The sequence below is a fragment of the Methylobacterium sp. BE186 genome (assembly GCF_031457035.1).
In the GTDB taxonomy this organism is placed as follows: Bacteria; Pseudomonadota; Alphaproteobacteria; order Rhizobiales; family Beijerinckiaceae; genus Methylobacterium; species Methylobacterium segetis.
Genome location: NZ_JAVDVV010000038.1, coordinates 1 through 24839 on the forward strand (window position 1 = coordinate 1; position 24839 = coordinate 24839).

At 63.4% G+C, this 24839-nt stretch carries 22 protein-coding genes, 1 tRNA gene and 2 pseudogenes; 16 read left to right on the forward strand and 9 right to left on the reverse strand.

The features are described 5' to 3' along the window. The 4 genes and pseudogenes from J2X36_RS24920 to J2X36_RS24935 form a co-directional block, all read left to right on the forward strand. Nucleotides 1-183: pseudogene (locus J2X36_RS24920) on the forward strand (glutamine--fructose-6-phosphate aminotransferase); the annotation flags it as partial. Between the two features lie 193 nt (nt 184-376). After that, nucleotides 377-1600: an acyl-CoA dehydrogenase gene (locus J2X36_RS24925; RefSeq protein ID WP_310354682.1), complete on the forward strand. Its 1224-nt coding sequence runs from the start codon at nt 377-379 to the stop codon at nt 1598-1600. Nucleotides 1601-1689: 89 nt separating this feature from the next. Beyond that, nucleotides 1690-3522, forward strand: a complete 1833-nt coding sequence (gene htpG, locus J2X36_RS24930) for a molecular chaperone HtpG (protein WP_310354683.1) — start codon at nt 1690-1692, stop codon at nt 3520-3522. Between the two features lie 143 nt (nt 3523-3665). Continuing rightward, nucleotides 3666-3755 (forward strand) — tRNA-Ser (locus tag J2X36_RS24935). 324 nt (nt 3756-4079) lie between these two features. Here the strand turns inward: J2X36_RS24935 and J2X36_RS24940 are convergent. Continuing rightward, nucleotides 4080-5693, reverse strand: a complete 1614-nt coding sequence (locus J2X36_RS24940) for a hypothetical protein (RefSeq protein ID WP_310354685.1) — start codon at nt 5691-5693, stop codon at nt 4080-4082. A 180-nt stretch (nt 5694-5873) separates the two neighbouring features. Here J2X36_RS24940 and J2X36_RS24945 point away from each other — a divergent pair, with 180 nt between their 5' ends. The 4 genes from J2X36_RS24945 (at nt 5874) to J2X36_RS24960 (ending at nt 8552) form a co-directional block, all read left to right on the forward strand. After that, a complete protein-coding gene (locus tag J2X36_RS24945) occupies nt 5874-6143 on the forward strand; it encodes a hypothetical protein (protein ID WP_310354687.1) in 270 nt (89 codons plus the stop codon). Nucleotides 6144-6590: 447 nt separating this feature from the next. Next, on the forward strand, nt 6591-7598 hold the full coding sequence (locus tag J2X36_RS24950; protein ID WP_310354689.1) for an N-acetyltransferase: 1008 nt from the start codon (nt 6591-6593) through the stop codon (nt 7596-7598). Further along, nucleotides 7576-8004, forward strand: coding sequence for a hypothetical protein (locus J2X36_RS24955; RefSeq protein WP_310354691.1), 429 nt, complete (start codon nt 7576-7578; stop codon nt 8002-8004). The genes J2X36_RS24950 and J2X36_RS24955 overlap by 23 nt, the downstream gene beginning before the upstream one ends. Beyond that, nucleotides 8001-8552 carry an AAA family ATPase gene (locus J2X36_RS24960; protein WP_310354693.1) on the forward strand — a complete coding sequence of 184 codons (552 nt, stop codon included), beginning with the start codon at nt 8001-8003 and terminating at the stop codon, nt 8550-8552. Before J2X36_RS24955 ends, J2X36_RS24960 begins: the two co-directional genes overlap by 4 nt. Here the strand turns inward: J2X36_RS24960 and J2X36_RS24965 are convergent, their stop codons facing one another. Then, entirely contained in the window at nt 8553-9047 is a 495-nt protein-coding gene (locus J2X36_RS24965; protein WP_310354695.1) for a GNAT family N-acetyltransferase, read from the reverse strand. It abuts the gene before it with no gap. Between the two features lie 44 nt (nt 9048-9091). Beyond that, entirely contained in the window at nt 9092-10147 is a 1056-nt protein-coding gene (locus J2X36_RS24970; RefSeq protein WP_310354697.1) for a hypothetical protein, read from the reverse strand. 419 nt (nt 10148-10566) lie between these two features. On the opposite strand from J2X36_RS24970, the pseudogene J2X36_RS24975 reads away from it, so the two are divergent. After that, nucleotides 10567-11161, forward strand: a pseudogene (locus tag J2X36_RS24975) (recombinase family protein). Nucleotides 11162-11636: 475 nt separating this feature from the next. Here J2X36_RS24975 and J2X36_RS24985 read toward each other — a convergent pair. From J2X36_RS24985 to J2X36_RS24995, 3 genes are all read right to left on the reverse strand, one after another. Beyond that, on the reverse strand, nt 11637-13070 hold the full coding sequence (locus J2X36_RS24985) for a DUF2254 family protein (protein WP_310354698.1): 1434 nt from the start codon (nt 13068-13070) through the stop codon (nt 11637-11639). Between the two features lie 114 nt (nt 13071-13184). Further along, on the reverse strand, nt 13185-14189 hold the full coding sequence (locus J2X36_RS24990; protein ID WP_310354701.1) for an AI-2E family transporter: 1005 nt from the start codon (nt 14187-14189) through the stop codon (nt 13185-13187). 63 nt (nt 14190-14252) lie between these two features. Then, nucleotides 14253-15251: a Crp/Fnr family transcriptional regulator gene (locus tag J2X36_RS24995; RefSeq protein ID WP_132254926.1), complete on the reverse strand. Its 999-nt coding sequence runs from the start codon at nt 15249-15251 to the stop codon at nt 14253-14255. A 268-nt stretch (nt 15252-15519) separates the two neighbouring features. On the opposite strand from J2X36_RS24995, the gene J2X36_RS25000 reads away from it, so the two are divergent. Both J2X36_RS25000 and J2X36_RS25005 read left to right on the forward strand, forming a co-directional pair. Beyond that, on the forward strand, nt 15520-17580 hold the full coding sequence (locus J2X36_RS25000; protein WP_310354703.1) for an ATP-binding protein: 2061 nt from the start codon (nt 15520-15522) through the stop codon (nt 17578-17580). Then, entirely contained in the window at nt 17577-18233 is a 657-nt protein-coding gene (locus J2X36_RS25005) for a response regulator transcription factor (RefSeq protein WP_132254927.1), read from the forward strand. The genes J2X36_RS25000 and J2X36_RS25005 overlap by 4 nt, the downstream gene beginning before the upstream one ends. Nucleotides 18234-18257: 24 nt before the next feature. Here the strand turns inward: J2X36_RS25005 and J2X36_RS25010 are convergent, their stop codons facing one another. The 3 genes from J2X36_RS25010 to J2X36_RS25020 form a co-directional block, all read right to left on the reverse strand. Further along, nucleotides 18258-18878, reverse strand: a complete 621-nt coding sequence (locus tag J2X36_RS25010; protein WP_310354723.1) for a YihY/virulence factor BrkB family protein — start codon at nt 18876-18878, stop codon at nt 18258-18260. A gap of 56 nt (nt 18879-18934) precedes the next feature. After that, nucleotides 18935-19219: a hypothetical protein gene (locus J2X36_RS25015; RefSeq protein ID WP_132254929.1), complete on the reverse strand. Its 285-nt coding sequence runs from the start codon at nt 19217-19219 to the stop codon at nt 18935-18937. 78 nt (nt 19220-19297) lie between these two features. Further along, entirely contained in the window at nt 19298-20605 is a 1308-nt protein-coding gene (locus J2X36_RS25020; RefSeq protein WP_310354707.1) for a PRC-barrel domain-containing protein, read from the reverse strand. Nucleotides 20606-21157: 552 nt separating this feature from the next. Between J2X36_RS25020 and J2X36_RS25025 the strand changes: the two genes are divergently transcribed. From J2X36_RS25025 to J2X36_RS25045, 5 genes are all read left to right on the forward strand, one after another. After that, nucleotides 21158-21409, forward strand: coding sequence for a hypothetical protein (locus tag J2X36_RS25025; protein ID WP_132254931.1), 252 nt, complete (start codon nt 21158-21160; stop codon nt 21407-21409). Between the two features lie 182 nt (nt 21410-21591). Next, nucleotides 21592-22044: a hypothetical protein gene (locus J2X36_RS25030; protein ID WP_310354709.1), complete on the forward strand. Its 453-nt coding sequence runs from the start codon at nt 21592-21594 to the stop codon at nt 22042-22044. 508 nt (nt 22045-22552) lie between these two features. Beyond that, nucleotides 22553-23470, forward strand: a complete 918-nt coding sequence (locus J2X36_RS25035; protein WP_310354710.1) for a hypothetical protein — start codon at nt 22553-22555, stop codon at nt 23468-23470. Between the two features lie 286 nt (nt 23471-23756). Next, entirely contained in the window at nt 23757-24170 is a 414-nt protein-coding gene (locus J2X36_RS25040; protein ID WP_310354711.1) for a hypothetical protein, read from the forward strand. 145 nt (nt 24171-24315) lie between these two features. Then, nucleotides 24316-24549: a hypothetical protein gene (locus J2X36_RS25045; protein ID WP_310354712.1), complete on the forward strand. Its 234-nt coding sequence runs from the start codon at nt 24316-24318 to the stop codon at nt 24547-24549. Nucleotides 24550-24839 lie beyond the last annotated feature (290 nt).

The window sequence follows — 24839 nt, forward strand, 5'->3', positions numbered from 1 at the left end:
AAGGGGGCGGCGGAGGCGGGCCTCGAGACGCTGGCGACGCTGACGATGCCGGCTCTCGACCCGGTGATCGCGCCGATCGTCTACGCGGTGCCGATGCAGTTGATCGCCTACCACACGGCGGTGGTCATGGGCAAAGACGTCGACCAGCCGCGGAACCTCGCCAAGTCCGTCACGGTGGAATAGGCCCGTCACGGTCGAATAGGTCCGTCACGGTCGAGTGAGCTGGTCTCGACGGATCTCCCGCGCTCGCGCGTCGTTCGGCCCTGGCACGAAGCGGCTGCCGGGCTAGATCGCTCCGAGACGGCTCGCCCTCCGGCGGCTGCGGTTGCCCGCCGCCGCGTCCGGAGGGCGATCTCTCCCGACGGAACGAGGCGAGATGACGAACGGGACTTCGAGAGATGCCGCGCACACGGGTGCCGCGGTCGCCTCCTTCGTCTGGGAGGACCCCTTCCTGCTCGACGACCAGTTGACCGAGGACGAGCGGGCGATCCGCGAGACGGCACGTGCGTTCTCGCAGAACCAGCTCCTTCCCGGCATCGTCGCGGCCTACGCGGAAGAGCGCACCGACCGCTCCCTCTTCGCCCGCATGGGCGAGGTCGGGCTCCTCGGGCTGACGCTTCCGGAAACGTATGGCTGCGCGAATGCGAGCCATGTCGCCTACGGCCTCGTGGCTCGCGAGATCGAGCGCATCGATTCCGGCTACCGCTCGATGATGAGCGTGCAATCCTCCCTCGTGATGTACCCGATCTTCGCCTACGGCGACGAGGATCAGCGCAGGCGTCTCCTGCCGAAGCTCGCCAGCGGCGAGTGGGTCGGCTGTTTCGGTCTCACCGAGCCCGATGCGGGCTCCGACCCGGCCGGCATGCTCACCCGCGCGCGCGCCATCGACGGAGGCTACAGGCTGAGCGGGACCAAGAGCTGGATCTCGAACGCACCGATCGCGGATGTCTTCGTGGTCTGGGCGAAGTCGGATGCGCATGGCGGTGCGATCCGCGGCTTCGTGCTCGAGAGGGGCCTGCGCGGCCTCTCGACACCCAGGATCGAGGGCAAGCTCTCCCTGCGCGCCTCCGTCACGGGCGAGATCGTGATGGAGGACGTGGAGGTGCCGGATTCCGCTCTCCTGCCGAACGTCTCCGGCCTCAAGGGCCCGTTCGGCTGCCTCAACCGTGCGCGCTACGGAATCTCCTGGGGCGCGATGGGCGCGGCCGAGGATTGCTGGCACCGGGCGCGCGCCTACACCCTCGATCGGAAGCAGTTCGGGCGGCCGTTGGCCCAGACCCAACTCGTGCAGAAGAAGCTCGCCGACATGCAGACCGAGATCGCGCTCGGATTGCAGGCGTCCCTGCGGGTCGGGCGCCTGTTCGACGAGGGCCGCGCGACTCCGGAGATGATCAGCCTGATCAAGCGCAACAATTGCGGCAAGGCTCTCGACATTGCCCGGACCGCCCGCGACATGCACGGCGGCAACGGCATCATGGGCGCGTACCACGTGATGCGCCACGCCCAGAACCTCGAGACGGTCAACACCTACGAGGGGACGCACGACGTCCACGCCCTGATCCTGGGCCGCGCGCAGACGGGGCTGCAAGCCTTTGGCTGAGACCGTGGCTCCGAGGCCCCGGAGCATTGAATTCGGCTCGATGCGACGGCATATCGGCCCCGGTTTTTTCGCGGAGCGGAGGCTACACCTTGAGCGAGACCGTGGAGCGGCACGAATTCGGTGCCGAGGTCGGGCGCCTGTTGGACCTCGTCGTCCACGCCCTGTATTCCGACCGGGAAATCTTCCTGCGCGAGCTCGTGGCGAACGCGGCGGACGCGATGGACCGGCGCCGTTTCGAGGCGCTGACCGCTGCGGGCCCGGCGCTTCCCCCCGACGCCAAGGTCCGGATCATCCCGGACAAAGCTGCTCGCACGCTGACGCTGTCGGATGCCGGCATCGGCATGTCGAAGGAGGATCTCGCCCAGAATCTCGGGACGATCGCCCGCTCCGGCACCCGGGCCTTCAGCCAGACGCTCGCCGAGGCGAAGCCGGACGAGCGCCCGAGCCTGATCGGCCAGTTCGGCGTCGGCTTCTACTCGGCCTTCATGGTAGCGGACCGCGTGACGGTGACCTCGCGACGTGCGGGCTCGGACGAGGCCTGGACCTGGGCCTCCGACGGCGGCGGCAGCTATACCCTGCAGCAGGCCGAGCGTCCGGATCCCGGCACCGACATCGTGCTGCACCTCAAGGAGGACGCCGACGAGTACCTGGAGCCCTACCGCCTCGACCATGTCGTGCGGAAATGGGCGGACTTTATCACCGTCCCGATCGCCATCGTGCAGGAGGGCCGCGAGGAGGCGGCGAACCAGGGCACCGCGCTCTGGCGCAAGCCGAAATCCGAGATCACGGAAGAGCAATACGCGGAGTTCTACCGCCAGGTCGGCATGAACTTCGACAAGCCCTGGGCCACCCTGCACTGGCGGGCCGAAGGGGCGCTCGAATTCTCGGCGCTGCTGTTCGTGCCCGGCATGAAGCCGTTCCAGGCGCTCGACAACGAGCGCGAGAGCAAGGTCCGCCTGCACGTGCGGCGCATGTTCATCACGGATGAGGCGGGGCTGCTGCCCTCCTGGCTGCGCTTCGTCCAGGGCGTGGTGGACACGGAGGACCTGCCCCTCAACGTCTCCCGCGAGATGCTGCAGGCGACGCCCGCGCTCGCCAAGATCCGCCGCGCGGTCACGGGACGGGTGCTGTCCGAACTCGCCACCCGCGCCAAGGAGGCTGATTCCTACGCTGCGTTCTGGGAGAATTTCGGCCCCGTCCTGAAGGAGGGCATCTACGAGGACCACGAGCGGCGCGGCGAGATCGCCCCGCTCCTCCGCTTCCGCTCCTCAGCCGTCGAGGGATGGACCTCCCTGCCGGACTACGTGGCACGGATGAAGGACGGGCAGGAGGCGATCTACTACCTCGTGGCCGACGATGTGGACGCGCTCAGGAAGTCGCCGCAGCTCGAGGGCTTCCGCGCCCGCGGCGTCGAGGTGCTCCTGCTCTCCGATCACGTGGATGCCTTCTGGCCGGAGGCCCTCGCCCGCTTCGAGGAGAAGCCCCTCCGGTCGGTCACGCAGGGCAGCATCGATCTCTCGAAATTCGCGGCCGGAGAGGAGAGCGCGGAAGCGCCCGAGAGCCTCGACGCCCTCGTGGCGGCGATCAAGGGCGCACTGAGCGGCGAGGTCTCGGATGTGCGCGTCACCGACCGGCTCGTCGACAGCGCCGTGGTGCTCTCCGCCTCGGGAGGTGGCCCCGACCTCCAGATGCAGCGCCTGCTGCGCCGGGCGGGGCGGGCGGCAGCGGGCCTGCCGATCCTGGAGATCAACCCGCGCCACCCGCTGATCCGCTCGCTCGCCGAGGGGCCGGAGGGCGACGTCGCGGATGCCGCCGGCACGCTCCTCGACCTCGCCCGCATCCAGGACGGCGACTCCCCCCGCGATCCCGTCGCTTTCGCCCGCACGGTCGCCGCGGCCCTGGCCTCGCCGAAGCCGGCCTGACCGCGACTTCGGGGCCCGGCCGCACCGGCCGGGCTGCGCGCGACGGCAGCGGGGCGGGTGTCTGCGGCGTGATCGCGCGCGAACCGCTTGTCGGAGCGTGAGCACGTGTGCTAGGCACCGCCCGTCTCGTCGAGGCACCTCGCGGAGAGGTGGCAGAGCGGTTGAATGCACCGCACTCGAAATGCGGCATGCCTGCAAGGGCATCGGGGGTTCGAATCCCTCCCTCTCCGCCACTTATTTTGTCTAAGTGACTGTTACCACTGGTTTTTTGAGATCGAATTGGTCAGTCGCCCCACAGCTTAGCCCACATTTGGCCACGGCTTGTACCGGCTGTTATCGCACGGCAGCGGACAATCACCGCTCCGTGGTGGCAAGCGTCCTCGATCTATTCGTCCTCGCGCTCATGGTGATTTCGCGTTTCTTGGTCACGACGGGCATGCCCACGCTGCTGCTGAGCTACGAATGTTCAGGGGCCCGCATCCTGGAAGCTCCTGGCGGACGATTGGGGCGTTCGGGGCTGTTTCCGGTACGTTCATGCAGTTGGTAGTCGGAGCGATTTAGCGGCTGCTCAGTGCTGCAACTGTGTTGCTAGCAATCCAAGCTGCGACCGGAATTCCAGCCAGGGGGCGGCCGCCGAGCAGTTCCTGGGCGACGAGGGCGAGATCGATCCAGTCGTCGTCCTCCACCTGATCCTGTGCCGCTCTGGCTGTCCAAGCGAGCAACTCAGCCCAGCGAGCGCGGCGCGCGGGAAGGATCTCTCGCAGGACCGCGTCCTGCTTCTCCTTCTTGCTCCCGGAGGCGCTCACGAGGGTCTGCGCCGCCTCGCCCTGCTCGAACCAGGATTGCACGAAGGCGTATTGCTGGGACCAGCGTTTCGATGCTGTGAGCGCCCGAGCCACCGCCTTCGCTGATTTCTGCTCGGCAGGCACCTCCTCAAGGAGTTCCGCCATGAGTGCCGCAGGGGCGAGTCGCTCCGGCCGAACCTGAGTGAGACCAACCACTTCGAGGAACTGCACAAGCCCGAAAGGCGGCGCTTCGCCCTTTCCCAGGTTGGCCGCGAGCCCGTGCGCAATGGCAGCCTGAACGATCTCGAGCGAGGCATCGAACGGATCCAGCTCATGCGCGATCTCGGCCACGAACTGGGCGGCCTCTCGCTGGCTCAGCCCGTCGCGGACCCAGGCATCCCGCACACCAAAGCCATGCTTCACGAGGAGCGACGCTAACGCCAGCTTGCGGCCGCGCTTGAGCAGGACGAAGAAGCTTTGCGCGCCTGCGCCGTCGCAGCCTGAGGCGATCACGGCGCTGACCTGCAGGGAGAGGTGTGGAGCGGGTAGCTTGCCGCGCTGACGGCAGGCGCGCACGGCGACGTCGATGCTCGCCTGCACGGGCTCCGGCACCCAAGGGCGCATCAGCACCATTCGGTCCGCGCTCGCGGCCGACACGAGCCCCTCCGCGGCGGCATGAGCAAGGGTCTGCGCCACGCGGCGGCTGACTCCTGCGCTTGGATCGAGCAGCCAACCAACAGCAGCCTCGCGCATCGCGGGCACGTCCGTTGTGACGAGCGAGGCCGTGATGAGGCTCTTCTGCTCGTCAGCGAATGCTGCCAGTTGCTCGGAGAGCTGTGCCTGGAGCAGGAAGGGATCGTGGTCGAGGGCCTCGGCCAGCGCCGCGTAGTGCGCAGCGATGTCATTCGGGTCCAGCTCGGGACCATGGCTAGCCGCACGCTCAGAGTGCATGTGCACGACGGAACGCAGCTCCTCGCCGAGATCGAGTTTGGCGGCCGCAAATTGCTGCGCCACCGCCATCAGCAACTCCGGCGGTATCCGGCCAGCCTTCGCAGCGGCGGCAAGGCTTTGCCTCAGTTCAGCAACGAGCGTCTCAGCTTGAGCGTGAGGGTTGGCGTCAATGACCATGCGCGCTTCGGAGAGTGCCTGTCCGACCATGAACAGAAAGGCGTCAATCAGCCTGTTGCTCGGCCGCTTCTTGCTGGCTTCAGCTAGGAGGAGGTTGAGAAGGATCTGAACTGCCTCAGAGTTGCCTGAGAGAGCCAAGCCAACATTCTGCAAACCCGAGCTCGCACGCCCTCTGTTGAGGTCACTCGCGACCAGCTTAGCAAGCTGAAGCAGCGCAGCCTCAGGGGGGCTCAGCTTCGCAGGCATGAGGGCGACCATAGCGGCATTGGCTGCTTGTCCCACTCTCAGGATCGGACCAGCGCGTCTGACATACCCTGGCCGTGCTTCGGCAGATTGCCAAGGTCGGCGACCTTTTCACCGCTCATCCGTTGAAGGGATGCAAACCTTGGCCCCGTCACGCCGCTGGAGCCATCCGAATGCGATACAGAGGAGATCCTGATGAAGCGCGTACTGATTGCGGGCATCCTTGTCCTATCTCCCATTCCCCTGGCCTTCTCCGCGCAGGCGCAGGGTACCGTCCGCGGCGCTGAACGTGGCGCTGAGGATGGCAACCGGGCCGCAGGACCTGTTGGTGGCGTTGTAGGTGGAGCTGTCGGCGCTGCGACCGGCACCGTCGGTGACGCCCTCGGCGTCGATCCTGACAGGCGCGAGGAGCGCATTGAGCGGCGCGAGGAACGCACCACCGTCCGCGAGCGCCGTGATCGCTGAGAAAGCACGTTTGACGCCGCACAGGCGCCCGGGTTTCTCTAGGGCAGCAGGCATCGAACGAAGCAGCTCAGCTTCGCTTTAGGGGCTCAGTGGGCTCACAATCGAGCTATGGCTAGGTTCCCGGGCGAAGCGAGCGGAACAGGCCCATCAGCTTGACGCCTGCGGGGAGCCGCTCATGCTCTACGTTGGCGTCGAGCCTGGGTTGCCGCCCAGCATTTTCGTCTCACTCACGGGGATGTGCTCGCAGCGTTCCCGGAAGAACCCTGTGAGACATCCAAGAGCGAGGAGCGGCGCCTGCGCACCAGATAGCCGCTTCCACAGCCGCCCCTTCCGCGAAGCTTGCTGCCGCTGCTCGAGTCAATCTAGAGTATGAACCAAGCAACATAGTAGCACTAGGGTCAGTCAGTGTCTCGAACGCTAAAGCTCACCAAATTTCGCGACGTATCTTTGGATCACCCGTTCTTCGATAGCTTAAAAGATGGGTATTCACATGACTTCGAGGGATGGTTTCGGAGAAAGAATGACGAGGATTTATATATTGTAACCGACGAGGACGGCGACATCAGTGGGATGTTGTATCTCAAGTCCGAGATCGGTAGCATCGAGGACGTTGATCCTCACTTACCCAGTAAGCATTGGTTGAAGGTTGGAACACTCAAAATTGACAGCCGCGGAACTCGTCTCGGCGAAAGAGTAGTAAAAAAAATATTCGACACGGCAATATCCGAACATGCCGATGGCGTCTACGTTACTGTATTCGAAATACATGTACATCTGATTAAGTTATTGAGACGCTACGGGTTTCGCGAGTGGGGCACGAAAACCACAAAGAATGGTGTCGAGCTTGTATTTGTGCGTGACCTGCGCTCCTTCAGCGGAGATATCTTGACTGACTACCCGTTTATCCATACCTCTGGTAAGAAATATTGGCTTTTAGCGATCAAGCCGCGATGGCACACAGAATTATTGCCAGACTCAATTCTTAGAAACGAACCCCGTGAAATCGTGCAGGACGTTTCCCATACAAACACGATACATAAGGTATACATCGGGCATGTATCCTTCGACGGAATTAGCAAAGGAGATAGCATCATCTTTTACCGAACAATGGATCGACCTCCTGCGTATTTCCGCTCAGTCGCGACGTCGGTATGTGTCGTAGAGGAAGTGAGAGGCCGTCGCGACTTTGCGAATGAGGATGCCTTCATTCGCTACTGCCATCCGAGGAGCGTGTACACGGAAGCTCAATTGCGCGATGAGTGGCAGAGACGTGGAGTATTGTCAGTAGTCAAAATTACCTACAATGCTGCTTTTAACCGCCGGTTAACTAGGGGAGTGCTACTTGAGGAGATCAACATTCGGCCGACATATTGGGTCCTTCTAAACATCACTGAGATGCAGTTTAGAGACATTCTGGAATTGGGCGGCGTAGATGAGAGTCTTATTATCGATTAAACCGCAATACGCTGTTCAGATATTTGATGGCAGTAAAAAATACGAATTCCGGAGACGTATTTTCCGCTCAAGTATCAAATCAGTTTTGGTATACGCCACCAAGCCTATATCGGGGGTACTTGGTGAATTTGAAATCGCGGAGATATTAATGGATACTCCAACAAACATTTGGACTCTAACAGCGGCTGAATCGGGAGTATCAAAAAAGTTTTTTGATGAGTATTTTTCTGGACGACCTAAAGCTTTTGCAATCAAAGTCGGAGCAATTGAGCGTTACCGGACCCCTTTGGCGCTAAGTGATATCTCTCGTTCTTGCAAGCCTCCTCAATCGTACATGTACATTGAAGATGAGTTTCGCGCTGACCGGCGAGAGAAGGCACAGATAGAAATGTTTTCGGCGCCATGACCGGAATAGTTGTGCCGGTATTTGGAATTTCTGGAGTTGGAAAGACGACTCTTTGTCGAAATTTCGTAGCAAGAAATCCAGCCTACATGCATCTGCAAGCTAGTGAGCTGCTGCGAGAATTAAAGGGAGTAGACCCAGAGTCGCTCCGGCAGAGTAGCCCAAGTGAAATCGAGACCAATCAAAAATCCCTCGCATTCGCGCTTCAAAAGAAAATTGAAAATGATAAAATATGCCGAATATTGCTCGATGCACACAGCCTGATTGATAACGGATCAACGCTCGTACCCATTTCTCCTGATATAATCGCTTCTTTCCGCCCTAAAAGCCTAATTGTCATCGAGGAAGACCCGCAGCTAATTTACGAGCGAAGGCTGAGAGATCAACGAGCGAGGCCGATCCGCAGCATTTCAGAACTTCATCAGCAGCAAGCAGCATCAACGTCACAGGCTCTGCTTTACTCGCATGCCCTCAACTTACCTATTTTTATTCTGCGCTCTGCTTCATTGGATGACTTTGCGAAAGCATTGAGAGAAGCGTCGAAATTTTAGCTAATCAGACTCTTGATCGTTGTACAGCAACTCGTTTCTATTGGGTACATATAGACCCGATTTCGTCGCTGTCAGCTTAAAGCCATACCAGTCAAATATCCTCTCAAACGATTGAATTTTGCTTTCGCTGATTGTGAGATGAGGCTGGTCGGTATCGAGCCATTTTAGAAGGCCATCGAATATACGAAGTCCGATTCCCCGCCCGACATAATCTGGACTAATCCTTACCGTACAAATCTTTCGTTCCTTGCCATCGAATTTTGCAATCCCAAGGCCAGCGAGCTTACCGTCACGTTCAACACGCAAAAGGTGTCGAGTGCCATCTTTGAGCCCTGGCGCTACTTTGCTCCGAAACCACCTTTCGATTCCGGGATAGTCGTGGGACAGAGGGAGAATAAAATGTAACGCTTCCGACGCATCGCGGTCGAGAAACGATTCAGTTCCTCCGTGAGTTCTCGGGAGATTTTGGTCACGTACCAAGTTCATACACACCATCCGCGCTAAACCAACCGCACGAGCTAAACGTCAATAATGAATGTTTATTTTTCGGTGCCTCCGCGGGGAAGAAATTGCGGCGGCGGCATTTGCATGAACGTCGTGCTTGGGGAATTTGCATTTTCGTCATTGGCCATTTGCCGCGCTTCAGGAACAGGTTTTTTTGCCGCCGGATCAAACCATGGCACATATGCCTGAAGCCATGAAGCCGCTAGGTTGCCTGCAATGCCAAACGCGAACGCAATTGCCAAGTAGACAAAAATCACGCGGCGTCCGGTCCGCCTAGTCTGTAGTTTCACAAATGCTGCGAAGTCCTCAATCGGCTTTTCGGCTTCCTTCTTCCAATGATAGACCATCATTCCGGGAGGAAGAGGCTGCGGGGCGTAGTCATTCCATGGTGACTCCTCGAGCAGCCTGTTCTTATGGAACTCGGTGTGGCTCACCGAGAGCTCCGCGAGGACCGGAACTGCAGTTAGGAATGCCACCAGAGAAATTGGCACGAACTCGCGAGCAGAGTCGTCTTTGATCCTTCTTTCAATTCCCGACGGGAGAGTTCGAGATTCGTTCAAACGAAAATCGATGTACTCCACTTCCTCGAATCCACTTTGAAAAGCGTGGTCAAGCGGTGTTATCACCCTTACGAACGGGCCACCCTTCTTTGTTCCCGTCATGACTCGGAGGCGGAAGTAAAGCCTCTCACCTTCGTTAAGGCCACGGGAGCTACGGTCTATGGCTCTCCGTGATATAGTAATGCGCGTACCGCCGCTCTCAGAGGAGGTACTGAGCTCAGCCTGGTCTATTGTCTGCTCGTTCTCTGAAAAAACATGCACTCTGCAAAAAAGGTCCTCTGACTGGCGCCTGAGATCGATCCAGCTGCTACTTGCATTCGCTCTTCCGCAGGAAAGCTTCTCGTTGAAAATGCCCTGCGCAATATCGGTCTTGTCAAAGCGTGGTCCAAGATCAGAAATCTTATCTCGAGCGGCGGGGAATGGCACAAATATATTGACCGTGTCCAAAGTTGCGGGATTAGTTACAAGGACACCGATCTCAAGGAAGTCCTCCTTGTGTTTCGAGCAGCTTTTTCTCCGGAGTCCAGCCACACGCCAATAATTCAAATGTGCTTCTGCGGATGCAGGAGGTAGTGCTCGCCTAGGAACACACCAGATAGCCATACTGTTTCGCGACGCGGTCATTCAGGATCCCTAGGTACCGTGCACCTTCTTCAGGATCGCTATTAACAGCCTGACGGCTTAGGCGAAACTTCGGCGGTGAAGATCATCTCGACGCGGCACTGGAGTGGCGCGTGTTAGGCATTGCTCACTCACTAGGCGATTCGTTGTTGCAGCTGAAGTAGAGGTCTGTCTGTGGAAAACGTCGTGCCGATCTGCCATGGACAGGGCGCATTAGGGTATACCCTGGCGTGACGTAACACCTGCAAGCTGGTGAGCCGTAACATCTGAGTTGACATCGACTATTTGTGACCGGGTAGCCTCGGGCCTAAAACTTGAGGTTACATCCCATGCCCCGCATCGGTTACGCGCGCGTCAGCACGCTCGACCAGGATCTCGACGGCCAAGTCGCCCGGCTGGAGGCCGAGGGTTGCGCTGTCATTCGCTCAGAGAAGGTTTCAGGCGCCAGCCGTGATGGCCGAGCCGAGTTGGTCACCGTCTTGGAGTTCCTAAGGCCGGGCGACGAGTTGGTGGTCACCGGTCTCGACCGGCTCGGGCGCGACACCCGTGCCGTGCTGAATGTGGTGCACGAGGCTGAGCATCGCGGCGCGAGCGTCACCGTTCTCGATCCGCACGTCTCGGCGCGCGGTGAGATGGGCCATTTGGTTCTCACAGTGCTGGGCATGGCGGCGCAGATGGAGCGGCGCTTCATCAAGGAATGCCAGCGCGAAGGTATTGCGCGGGCCAAAGCTGAAGGCACCTACACGGGCGGCAAGCGTCGCCTCAACCGCGGCCGAGTGCGGGCCGTTGCACGCCGCTGGCAGTGGGCCTGCCGCCATCGCTGCCGCGCTCGGCTGTTCGCGCATGCAGGTCTACCGCATCCTTCAGGAGCATACGCCACTTGCCCTGTCGGCTGAGACTTCAGGGGCAGCTTCGCTTCGCTAGCGTTGCCTAGCTTGAGCCAAAATGCAGACCTTAAGCTTTGCGCCCATTCCTGCCATCAAGCTGACCCGAGTGGCGTCTCCGAAGCGGACATTCGTTAGCTGAAGGTTATGGAACTCGCAGAGCAATCGCCGTGAGCGTTCAGAACCTGGATCGCTTCTGACCGTGCTACAGCCCGTAGGCTGATGCTGTTGGCATTCAGCTCCCAATTTTCCCGATCTGCTCTGGAACCGCGTCCAGTCCGACGCGTCACGCGCGTCTTCTCCGCCGAGGATCGCGATCTGGCCTACTTCGGCCGGAACGGCCGCACCTGCCTGCCGCTCGTGCAGTGGTTCCTCCCGAGACCGTAATCGACGACGGACTGGGGGCCTCCCCTCCTCTTGGGTTGCGAAACGGGCGCAGCTGCCGCTCGATGACGGGCCCAGAGGCGAGGATTGAACGGTTGGCAATTGAGTGGTCGCCCTCCAATGAGCGATGTTCAAGGACCCGTGGTCTCCGACACCCGCGTCGAGCGGGAATTGAGCTTGCCGAGGCTGGCGCCGAGCTGTTTCGCAGCTTCGGCAATTGCGGCCCCAACGCCCGTGAACCCCCGCCGGTCAAGCGCGTCCGCGAGATCACTCAGCGCGGCCTCAAGCTGCCGCGTCAGGACGTGCTCGCCGAGGCTTGAGACGGCCCGCTTGGCGACATCGGCCAGCCGCTCCGCCGTCGGCTGCGAGACATGGTCGAGGAGAATGGCGATCGTCCGCAGAGCGTCGGATAGCGTTTGCGCCTGCATCGATTCCGAGGCCACGACGATGATGGTCTCGAGGGCGTCGGTCGCCTCGGTCGGCGTCCGGTCGGCGTAGACGAGGGGCGAGATCGGATCCTCCTTCGGGTCAGCCTCGCAGGGGCTCCACAGCGAGAGGATGTCGCGCAGAGCGTGGATGACCGCCGGCCCGGGATGGGGGTTTGACTTGGCGGTCGAGGTAGCGGTCCAGGCGATCGTAGCGAGCTGGTGCAGGCCGTAGCTCGCGTCCCGGTCGAGGTTGCGCCCATCGTCGAACGTGACGGCACCGATCACCGCTTCCTCGATCCGGTCGCGAAGGATAGGGGCAAGGACGGCATGCGGAGCGACTCGCAACGCGAATGCGGGATCGCCGACGGCGAGCCGGCTTCCGAGCGGGACGAGCAGCTCCACCTCCACGCTTCCAGGAGCGTGTGCTTCGACCGTTTCGCGAATCCGCGCTTCCCGGACGTCGACGATGTATCCGCTCTGCGGCGAGCGGATGGTCGAGGCCAGGATCCAGTACGGCCGCGGTGTTCGGCGGGTCCTGCACAGGAGTTTTTCATCGTGCACGCGGGCATGCAGGACATGATGGTGGATGAACTGCACGATCCGTTCCGGGCGCATCTGGTCGATGGTGTTGTAGATCATGACAATGATCATGCAGAGCGCGGCCATCGTCATGCTCAGCGCTAGCATCGAGCCGAAGACCGGTCGATGAAACTGGCTGTTCGTGAGCAGGGTCAAAAGAACGAAGACCGAAAGCCCGACGAAGTACCCGAAGTAGAGTTGGTTCGCCCGCCGCATCATGAACTGGTCGGTGACCTGGGTCGTAAGAGCGGCCGAGCCCTGCTGGACTGCGATCAGCAGGAGCGAGAAGGTGATCGACGTCACCGTGACGATGCTCGACGCCAGCGTCGACAGGAGGCTGCCGATCGCCTGATGATCGCCGAACAGTTCCCCGAGCCAGGCGAGCCCAGCCGGTGATCGGCCGTCCGACCAAACGCGGTCGGCGAGATAGATCACTACGTTGAGGACGATGAAGCCGACCACGATCGCGAGGGGCAGCGCCAGAAACTGGCTGAACGCGCGGCGGGCGGCCGCCAGGATGCGGCTCGGTGCAGACCTGAGAGGGGAAGGGTTCACCATTCTACAAGAACGGCTCAGCGGGCCATCGCGTTTGGGCGACCACTCCGGCGTCGCTGAACCTCGCCGCAGTGAGCATGGTCCGAGAAAACTGAGCGCCCATTTCCGTTGATGTCCTCAACGCGAGCCGGACATCAGTATCGCAATCCAGCGGGTGCGGGGGAACTGCTCGCAGACGATGACGAACGCTACGGTCAACGGGATCGCGACCAGCATCCCCGCGACACCCCAGACCCAGCCCCAGACCGCGAGGGCCACCACCACGACGACGGGCGAGAGCGACACGCTGCGTCCTTGCAGAACCGGATAGATGACGTTGCTGACGGTGAACTGGATCGCGCCGAAGCCGACGAAGATGACGATCGGCAGGACAGAGTCCGGGAACTGGACCACCGCGTAGAGGCTTGGCGGGACAATGCCAACGAGATTGCCGACGACGGGGATGTAGTTCAGCAGGAAGTTCAGCGTGCCCCAGACCAGGGCCAGGTCGAGTCCCATCGCGAGCGCCCACAGGGCCGAGGCCACGCCCGTGATGATGCTGGTCAATGTCGTGGTAGCGAGATAGCCGCGGATCTTGCCTGCGATCTCGTCGGCGGCATAGGCCACCTCGCTCCGCTTATCGGCCCCGAACGCCTCCTGAAGCTTTCGCCGCAGGGTGGGAATTTCGGGCAGTCCGAGGACGACCAGAAGGGCGATGAAGGCGAGGTAGACTGAGATCGTGTAGGCGTTGCCCAGCAGGTCTTGCCCGACGGCAATGAGGCGGGCGTAGCCTTCCTTGCCACCGAGCGGTAGGCCCCAGCGGTCGGCCCAGGCCGTCGCGGATTCATAGGCGCTCTCGAACTCGGCCCAGCGCCGCGCGAACGCCTGTACGACCTGGGCGGCCGAGAAGTAGAGGGCCGCGATGAACCCCAGTGTGGTGACGAGCAGCACCAGGATTGTGCCGAGGCTGCTGACGCGTTCCGGCAGCACGCGGCGGAGCCACACCTCCACAGGCCAGACCGCCGCGATGACCACGGCCGCGACCGCGATTGGCATCGTCACGGCGTAGGACGCCCGCAAGGTCAGCAACACGAGTGGGACCGCGATCAGGGCAAGCCAACCGTTTCGCACCCTGCCGCCCATGCTTAGCCGCTTCCATGGCGAGACGGGACACAACTCGGCCATCTCGCCTCGAGCTGTCCGATCTCAGCGTGCATAGACATGGCCGAGCATCGCGACTTTCGACGGCCGGAGCGCGGTGCTCGGCTGCGGCGCCGGCGCGGACGGGGCCGCACCGACCCTCCGCGCGATGCGCGGTTCCTCTTCGCTCTGGCAGACCACGAGCCTGCGCTCCGTCCGGATGATCCGGTGGCACTCGCATGCGGCATGCTCCAGTTCCGGACGATCGAGCACCCTGATCCAGCCGCGGCCGCGTCGAATCAGCCCGGCAGACTCCATCTCCCCCAGCGCCGTCGTCACACCGGCCCGACGCACCCCGAGTGAGCGACTGAGGGAGCGATGCGTGAGGGGAACCTCGTCGCCGTCGAGGTGCCCGAGCGTCAGCAGCAGCGAGCTGGCCAGGCGCTCGCTCAAGCTGTGGTCGTTCTGGCAAACTACGAGTTGCTCGCTCTGGATCAAGAGCGCTTGCACGTGGGCCAGGAGAAGCGAGCGCAGGTGCGAGTGGCCGCCCATCGCGCGCCGAAGATCCTCTGCTCGGATGCGCAACGCCTCGCCCGGCACTTGGACGACGCAGCGATGCGGCGCGCGCGCGGTCCCGAGTACCGCGGACACGCCCACAAGGTCATCGCGGCCGAGCGTGCCCACCTCCAGGCTGTCCCGCCCGGCCCTGCGGCAGAGAAGGGACACCGTCCCGCGCTCGATGAAGTACACGTACGCGGCCGCAGCGTTGCGCTCGTGCAGCACCTGTCGCCGTCGAAGTGCGACCCGCTCCAGTTGATGACGGATAGCAGCGAGGTCGTCGTCCGGGAGAGAGGCGAGCAGGGTGTTGCGGGGCCTTGCTCCCTCGCGAAGTCCGGCCGGAGGGCGCTGAGATCCGGTCTCGACTCGCGGGGGCCGTGAAGGATTTATCGGGAACTCATCCGGGTCGATCTCGGCGCGACGCGCAGCGGTCATCATGTGGATCCTGGCTCGGAACGGCGGGCGGGGCCGGCCGCGGACGATGGAAGGAGGGACATCTCCCATCATCCTCGCGCAGGAGTCGTACTGTTCCCAGTCGGGCCTAACCGCGAGTCAGTCAGGAAAAACCTGACGCTGGAGAGCGTTAAACCTGACACCCTCTAGTGCCGGCCTGTGACATCGTAGCAGAGGAAAGGCAGCCCTAGGGTGGCGCGCACCACAGATCTTCTCCGACTGGGCTCAAGCGTTGCAACCAGCACGCGCTCGAACCTTCTGGCGGATCTGGCCCGCGAGATCCACCTGCACCAAGGAGGCGAACGGACCCGGAGCCGATGACGTGAAGCGCGAATCCTCCCCGGGCAACCGCCTGCTGATCTCGCTCGCCCTTGCGGCGGCCATTCCGATCCTGCTCTTCAGTGGCTGGGTGGCCTACGTCACGGCGGAACAGGGTCGCGCTGCTGCCCGGCACGCGGCCCTGGAAAGCACCGCGCGCGTGGCCGACCGGGTTTCAGCGGACCTGGCCGCACAGGTGCAGATCCTGGATGTGCTGGCCGCCTCGCCGGCTCTCGACAGCCCGAGCCTGGAACCGTTCCACGAGGAGGCGCAGCGCCTCAAGGCCAGCCGGCCTTTGTGGGAGACGGTCGAGCTGGCGGACGCTTCCGGGAACCAGATCGTGAACCTGCTGCGCCCACTTGGCACTGTGCTGGGACCCACGGCCGACCGAGACAGTTTCGACGAGGTCCTCCGGCTCAGGCGAGCGGTTGTCGGCGGCATCGGTCCGGTCGGAACCCTGTCGGGCAAGCGCCTCGTCGCGTTGCGCGTCCCCGTCATCCGCGACGGGCAGCTCCGGTACGTCCTCACGGTCGCGCTCGCGACCAACGCAGTCAGCTCGATCCTGAGGGATGCCGGTGCGCCGGCCGGATGGGTGGGCGAGATCGTCGACAGGCGCGGCAACATCATCGCGCGCACCTCTGCCGAGGCGTCCGAGCTGGGTCGGCCCGCCAGCCCGGCTCTGCGCGCGGCGATCGCCCGCGCGCCGGAGGGTTTCTACTCCGGTCCAACGCTGGAGGGCAGCGATGTCGAGACGGTCTACCGCACCCTACCCGACACGAGCGGCTGGTCGGTGCATTTCGGGGTACCGAGCGAGGCGCTGAACGCGCCCGTGTCTCGATCGTTCTACGTGCTCGTAGCCGGCGGCTTGGCGAGCCTCGCACTCGCGGCCGGATTGGCGGCGCTGACGGCGCGCGACATCGCGCAGCGACGGCGCGACGAGGAGACCCGGATGATGCTGGCGTTGCGGGTAAGCGAGGAGCGCGGAGCGTTAGCCGTCGAGGCTGCGGAACTCGGCACGGTATGTTGGGATCTTGCTCGCCAGGAGGTGGCCGGGTCGGAGCGCACGCGGGTTCTGCTCGGCTTTCCTCGCGCTCCGACGGAGGCGGGCGAAGCGCAGTGGTCGTTCGCGGCCTTCCTCGCGGCAGTGCACACGGATGATCGCGAGCGCGTCGAGCAGGCGTTGCGCCGCTGCGTGACAGAGGATGCGCAGCTCGACAGCGAGTTCCGCTCCGTCCGTCCGGATGGCGGTGTGCGCTGGCTTCGAACGACGGGCCGTGCCCCGTGTTTCCACCACGGCGACCGACCGAGCGTGATCTACGGCGTGATCGCCGACGCCGAGCCACGCAAGCGCGCCGAGGCCGAACGGACTGACCTGCTGCGGCGCCTCTCGGATGCTCAGGAGAACGAGCAGCGCCGCATCGCGCGCGAACTCCACGACCAGGTTGGTCAGACCGTCACGGGGCTCTCGCTTGGGCTGAAAAGCCTCGAAACGCGGCTCGGGAATGGGGCGTGCGAGCCGGACACGGTGAACCAGGTGCGCTGGCTGCAGGCTCTCGCCGCGGAGATCGGACGCGATATCCACCGCGCGGCCCTAGATCTCCGGCCAACCGCGCTCGACGACCTCGGCCTGCACAAGGCGCTCGCTGCCTACGCGGAGGAGTGGCGCCAACGCCACGGCATCGATCTGGACCTTCAGGTGCTGGGCAGCGAGACCAGGCTGCCGGCGGATGTGGAGACGGCTGCCTACCGCATCGTCCAAGAGGCGCTGACCAACATCCTCAAGCATGCCCGCGCCCGCGGCGTCAGCCTCGTGCTGGATCGGCGGGCCGACGGGCTGCGCGTCATCGTGGAGGACGACGGAGCGGGCTTCGATTCGGACGCGGCCAACGGCCACACGATCCACGGCTCCGCCGCTCACGGCAAGATCGGGCGCCGCCTCGGCCTGTCCGGTATCCGCGAGCGCCTCGCCCTGCTGGGGGGCACGCTGGCGATCGAATCAGCACCGGGATCGGGCACGACCCTGTTCGCCGAGATTCCGTTGCCCCCCGATGGAGCCGAGCCGTGAACCCGATCCGCGTCGCGGTCGCCGACGACCATCCCATCGTGCTGGCGGGCATCAAGGCCCTGCTCCAGGCTGCGCCAGATATTGCCCTCGTCGGCGAGGCGACTAACGGAACGGCGGCGCTCGACACGATCTGCCAGGCCTCGCCCGACGTCGCAGTCATCGACATCTCGATGCCCGACATCAACGGCATCGACTTGGCGCGGCACCTCGCCGAGCGCTGCCCGCAGGTACGGCTGCTGGCCCTCACCGTCCACGAGGACCGAGCCTACGTTCAGCCTATGCTGCAGACCGGAGCGCGGGGCTATCTGCTCAAGCGGTCGGCGGCGGAGGATCTCCTGCGCGCCGTGCGAGCCGTCGCGGAGGGCGGCATCTACCTCGACCCGGCCGTTGCCGACAAAGCACTGCCGAGCACCAGCCGGCCCGCGGCCGAGCCCGGTGCTGAAGAGGCGCTGAGCCCTCGCGAGGAGGAGGTGCTGCGGCTCACCGCCCAGGGCTTCAGCAACAAGGAGATCGCGGCCCGCCTCGGCGTCAGCGTGAAGACAGCCGAGACCCACAAGGCGCGCGCGGCGGAGAAGCTCAGCCTGCGCACCCGGGCGGACATCGTCCGCCACGGTGCCTCGCATGGCTGGCTCGACGAGCTCGCGCATCGTTAGGAGCAGCACCGAACATCACTGCCCTCATCTATGACCAGAGCGCAGCGCGGCTCTTGTCAAACCCTCCGCCCCCCTGGGCGTGGCGATGCGACACAGGGTGAGCAGAGAGCGAGCGGATGCCCCAGCGCTCAGCTCGGCCTCAACCAGCACAGCCACGGTCGTGAGCCAGAGACAGACCATGAAGCCGATGATCGCAGTGGGGGAGCCGTAGATGGCGGCGAAGCGTTCGGCGTGCGCGGCGTACCAGGACAACAGGAGCGAGCCTCCAATCCAGAGCACCGCGGCCGCGAAGCCCCTCAGGAGGTCAACACCCCACGGCTTTCCATCCCGCGGCGCGGAACTGCGATAGACGCCCGCGAGCAGCAATGTCACGACCAACATAAGCGCTGGCCAACGGAACAGTCCGAACGTGCGAGCTTGGTCCGACGCAAGCCCCACGGTACCGAACACGGCCGGAAGGATAAGGATCACGCTGATCGAGAACACCAGAAACGCGATTGCGCCGAAGGTGCAGGCGAGGGCGACCAGCGTGAACGTGATGAAAGGCGTGCCCCCTCGCGCCCGTAGATGCGATCCAGGGCGCGGAAGATTGCCTTGGTGCCCTTGTTGGCTGCCCAGCTCAGCGCGACGAAGCCCAGGTAGGATGCGGGAGCATGAAGCCCGAGCTCGAGCCCCGTCCCTGAGGCGAAGCGGTCGATCTGCTAGGCCAGCAGATCCACGGCCTCGGCCGGAAGGATGGCAGAGAGGGTGGAGAGGAGCGCGTCTGCCCGCCCGGCCGCCGCAACGAAATCCAGGATCGAGATGATGGCGGCGAGACCGGGGAACGCCGCGAGGAGCAGAAAGAATGTGACCCCCGCGGCGGCCGTGACGATCTCGTGCTCCGCGAAGACACGTGTCAAGCGACGGGTGGCGGCGACCCAGCGCCGGAGGATCGAGATACGGTCGTCGGAGCCGTCCCGTGAAGGAATTGACGCACTCTCCCCCACGGGAGCGTCTCCCGAACAGGCTCGGGCGGCTGTTCGACAGGAACCGCCGGGCTTTCCGGCCCGGCGGCTCATGCGGGGTCAGCCGCGGTACACCGAGAACTCGGCCTGCCGGTTCTGATCCGCATCGCGGTAGCCGCGGGCGTTCCGGTCGAACTCGGGAACGGCCTTGATCTGCTCATCCGTCAGCCCGGACACAGTCAGCCGGCCGTCCCGCACCTTGATCCGATCGAACGGCAGCAGGATCTGCTTCTCGCCCAGCCCCAGGAACCCACCATGGCCGATGACGACGTACATCTTGTCGTCCACGCCCACGAGGACGCGCTCGATGTCGCCAAGCTGCTGCCCCTGAGTGTTGTAGATGTCCTTCCGAAGCAGGTTCGAGACCTGGAAGCTTCGCGTCGCAGGGTTCCCGGTCGTGCCCGTGACGTCAGCCGCGTTGACGTTCGGTGCGGGCGGCACGGCCGCAACTGTCAGAGGTGCCAGCGCGGACGCCTCAACCTCGGTGTACTTTCCGGCCTTCGCGTCGTAGCCCGGCATCGCCTTGATCTGCTCATCCGTCAGGCCGACGATCATCAGGCGCCCGTCGTGCATCATGAGGCGATCGACCGGCAGTACGATCTCCTTCTCGCCCAGACCGAACACGCCACCGTGTCCCACCACGGCATAGAACTTCTTGTCCTCGCCGCGCACGAGGCGCTCGACGTCGCCGACCTGCTGGCCGCGCCCGTTCATGACGTCCATGTCGGTGAACTCGGAGGCTGAGACCTGGCGCACCTGCCGCTGCGGCGAGCCCCTGTTCGCCTGGTCCTGGGTCATCGCCTCGACCCGGACCTGCGGTTGGCCCTGCGCGCGGTTCACGACGATCTTGGGCTCCGCGCTCTCGTAGTGGATCACCGGTTGCTGATCGGCACGCTGCACATGCACCTGGGGCTGCGCCGACTGCACGACCTGAACCTGCGGCTGCCCGCGCGCGACATTCACGTCCGGCTGCGGCATGCGGAGGGTGATCTCGGGCTGCGGGATGGTCACACTGACGACCGGTTGCGGCTGCCGTACCGTGATCTCCGGTCTCTGCTGCTGAACTGTCACGCTCGGCGTGCCCGGCTGGACGAGGATGTCGGCGCCGTTCGCCGTCCGTTGCCCCGTGCTCGGAACCTTGACGACTGCAAGAAGGGCGGCGGGCAGTGTGACGCCGGCCTGCTGAAGGCGGACGGCACCGTCGCGGCAGGCCACGATATTGTTGTCACGCTGGTAGGTTTTGGCTTGGTCGACCGAGATCGGCGAGGCGGGCTTGGCATCGCCGCGCCGCTCCAGGAAGCTCACGAGGTCGCGGCAGAGGTCGGCCTGGTTCGCGCCCGGCGCGGGCGGGGTCGTCTGCGCCAGCACCGCTCCGGGGCTGACGGTGAAGAACAGTACAGTGGCCACCGACCCAAGGCGTGAGCATGTCATGCTACTTCTCCACTTTGGCTTTGTGCGACGTGGAACTGACCACGCGCTCAGTCGACCAAGTTTTTCAGCAGAACATGGTTCGGGTTTGTGTCCAGCGCTGTACCGACTTTCCGCCCGTCCAGGGCCGATCCCGCAGATACTTCGGTCAACGGTATTGCCTCATGCGGATACGAGGCCGCCCGATCAGGACGCACTGCCTTGCAAATGAGTTAATGGCACCCGTAGCGCGTAAGCCGCCGAGGCGAGGGCCAACGCACATCGGCTGGCGCGAGCGAGTGGTCTCGATCATCTCGACGCAACCTGGGGCAGGCTGAATGGGTGCTCCCGCCGCCGATGACGGCTGGATCTCCACACCGAGGTCCAGGGAGATCGCCATGAAGTTGGTACACTAGCGAGCCATTTCGGCGGGCCTCGGTCAGCGAGGCCGGAACGCAAGTATCAGTCCTCCGTTCAACGAGCAGTCCCGCAACATGAACGGAGATTTCGACCATGAGAAACGTGTCGGCATTTGCTTTGACGGCGGCCCTCCTCGCATTTGGCGTCGCACCTTTGCAGGCGGCCGAGAAGGACTGCGCGAGCGAGATGAAGAGAGTGGACGCCATGATGCCGGCCAACCAGGACGCCGGCAAGGCTGCGATGGCTAGGGCCGAGCTGAAGATTGCCTCGGAAAAGGCCGCGAAGAAGGATGAGCAGGGGTGCATGATGCACGTGGGAAACGCCGAGAAGGCGATCAAGCAGTAACTTGGAATTGCCCAAGATCAGATCAACTCTGACAGCGTAGTTCATCCCTCTATAGAGGCGGCTGAGTTTCGCCTCACCCAAGCAGCCGTGGCCCATCGGGCCCGTACGACTGCAGTTGCGCTTAGGCCTTCCCTCCCAGACGTAGGATTGGCCCTCTGATCACCAACACAGGATGGCTTTGCATGCGCACGTTCGCACTCGTTTCTTCGACCGTTCTGAGTCTTGGCCTTCTCACAGCGGTTCCGGCCGAAGCGCGGCCATTCGGAGGCTACCACAGAGGCCACGCGCATTTTGGCGGTCACGGCTTTCGACATGCCGGTTGGCGTGGCGGTTACAACCATGGTTACCGCAGGATTGGCTGGCGCGGAGGGTACGGCTATCGCCGCGTTGGCTGGCGCGGCTATGGGTATGGCTACAGGCGGCGTGGCGTTGGCCTGGGCCTTCTCGCAGGGATCACCGGGCTGGCGGTTGGATCAGCGCTTGCGGCCAATAGCTATGGTTATGGCTACCCGGCCTACAGCTATCCGGCTTACAGCTACCCTGCCTACGGCGGGTATTCGTGGGGCGGCCCGGTCAATGTGGGCTACCGCTACGTGCCGTCCTACGGTTACGGCTATTACGGATACGGATACTGAGCTTGAGGGGCCGCCGCGTGGCGGCCCCGCTTAGCACTGACCGTGTACGCCGATCGCTCGCCTGACCGCTCCCGTCGAGAGGGCGTTACAGCGTTAGCATGCCGCGAGGGCCCCACTGCATCGAACGGGAGCCGACGGCACGGCGATCTCGGCAGGGGCGCTGACTTCCGGGTTGCTGGCAGACGGTCGGGCGAGATCTGTCAGCCGGTTGGACCTGGCGTGCCTGAAGAGACACAGGGCTGCTGCCGCATCCCCCTGAATCCGCAGTAAACTTGATCGTGCTTCCGGCTTGGCTTCGCGCGACCCATGATTGGTCCGCGAAGTTTGGCTCGTCATCGCACTGGGTGCGACGGGCGCTGGAGTGATCGGGACGGACCGGGCTGTCGACGGCAGCTCCGTTCAGCTCTCCGGGGCGCTGTGCGGGGCAGCGCTGACGACAGCTGCGCCCGCCGATCAGGACTATGCTTGCGCGGCACAATAGCCCTCCAAAGCCCGTGGCAACTCGTCGGTGCTGAATCGGGCTTGGGCTGATACCGCATACGGCTTTCCCGATCCGAGTGCGGCAGGTTGGTTCGACTGCCTGCCTCGGCACAACGATCTAGCCGGGTGGGTCCGACGTATCTCTCGGAACGAGGCCTCAGGAATCAGCGAGGAGCCGGCTCTGCTCTCGACCACCCTGCTCACCCTCTTAGCTGCCGCCATCCTCGCGCTGGTACACGTCGTCACCCCGTCGCTGCGCCTCCTCGAGGGCACGCCCCGTAGCGCTTGGCTTTCCATCGCAGGGGGCGTTTCCGTCGCCTACGTGTTCGTGCACTTGCTGCCCGAACTCGCGGCGGGCCAGGAGGCCATCAGCCAAGTCACAGCGGTGTCGCTCGCCGAGCGGCACGTGTACCTGATCGCGCTCATGGGCCTCCTCGTCTTCTATGGGCTCGACCGCTTGGCCAAGACCTCGCGCTCACGTCGGCAAGGTCGACCGGTACGCGGCGGCCGCGCTGCCGAAGCAGCCGCGGAGGCAGACACCAGCCCGCCCGTGTTCTGGATCCACATGGCCTCGTTCGGTGTCTACAACGCGCTTGTCGGCTATCTCCTCCTCCACCGCGAGGAGACGACCTTTTTGTCCCTCGTGTTCTTCACCGTGGCCATGGCACTGCACTTCGTCGTCACGGATTATGGCCTCAACGAGGACCACAAGAAGCCGTATCATCGTCTGGGACGCTGGATCCTAGCTGCGGCCATTGTCATCGGCTGGGGAATTGGATCAGCAACGGAGATCTCGCAGGCGGCTATCGCGGCACTCACGGCATTCCTGGGAGGCGGTGTGGTCTTGAACGTGCTCAAGGAAGAAGTGCCCAGCGAGCGTCAGAGCCGATTCTGGGCCTTCCTCCTCGGGGCTGCCGGCTACGCGGGTCTGCTGCTCACGGTATGAACGCCATCGCCCCCGCCGCGTGTGCGGCCTGCGCCGATACTCGGCGCTCGGCCACCGCTTACCCATCGTCTACGAGCAGGAGACGGGGCCAACCATCACAAAAGATTTTGCTCAGCCAAGTCCCCTGACCATCCAAAAAACAGGGCAATCCCAGATTCACCTGGCCGGCCGAGCCCGACCCGGCGTGTCCGGAATTGGATGCGGACGGTGCATGCGAAATCCGGTCCGCTCGCGGACCGAACCGCATAGCCATTAAGACTGTCAGGACGGTACTCTCGGCCGCCGCATGATTCACTACAGCCCGTTCAAGATGATGCGACTGGCGGACTGGGTTCAGTTCCTCCGGACCTTTTCCCAGTCCGCCGAAGGGGAGCCGATCTTCGGCGGCGTTCATCGGAGAGTCCGAGTGGAGCGAGAGGTCTTCGCGACAGGCACCGAGCGCTCCATGCTCAGCACGGAGATAAATTTCGCGATGCAGCCGCAAAACGAGCGCGCAACACGTGTTCAGATGCTCCGAGCGAAGCTTGACGACGCGATACCTTACGACCTCCGGCCCTTGTGGCGGGAGTTTCTGGTCGCCTTGGATGCCGAGGCGGTCGAAACCCGCGAAGCGCGTGCAGGCGAAGAAGAGCACCGGCAAGGCGCCGACGAAGCGAGACAGGATGCGCGTGCCTCCGCGAGCGGAGCGTGCCGCGAGTGAACGACGCTCACCCGTCGCGCGAGCGTTCGGGGCGGAGCTGGAGCCGGAGTCCGGCACTCAACTCGTCTTTGCCGTCGTCGTTCGACCGATCCGTCCGGATGCCGTGCAATCTCTGCCGCGCCCGGTCGATGCGAGGAGTGAGGACATGAGCAGCGATACAGCCCTTCGCGATGTCAGCGCCAACCACTTGAAAGACATCGTCACGCAGGCCGTATGCGACTGCCTGAACCGCGGCTTAGGGCCGGATGCAGGCCTGATTTATCGTCTGTGGATCTACGAGCGTACGGCTCGCCAGTCTGGCTTAGAGCGTCAGACGATTCAGGTGATTGCGTCTGGTCGACGCCTCCTGGGCGACCGTCGCGACGCGACCAAAAGCTGACTACGCTTTCTGAGTTGCACGGACGGACGTGTCCGAACTGCACGCCAAAAGCAGAGCGGCCCGGCTGTCACGTCCGCTTCGATACCTCAACGTCTCAAAAGCGGAAGTTCCGCTCCCGGCCGATTGTGTTGAAAAACTCCGTTTGTCCCTCTTCTGAGGGCATGAACCCACAACACCTGGGACAGCGGCGAGCGGCAGCCACCAGCGATAGAGACCTCGATCCGTGCTGAGGAGTTTTTCAACACAATCGGCCAAACTCGGTCGCTCAGGCGCATCCAATCTGACCGCTC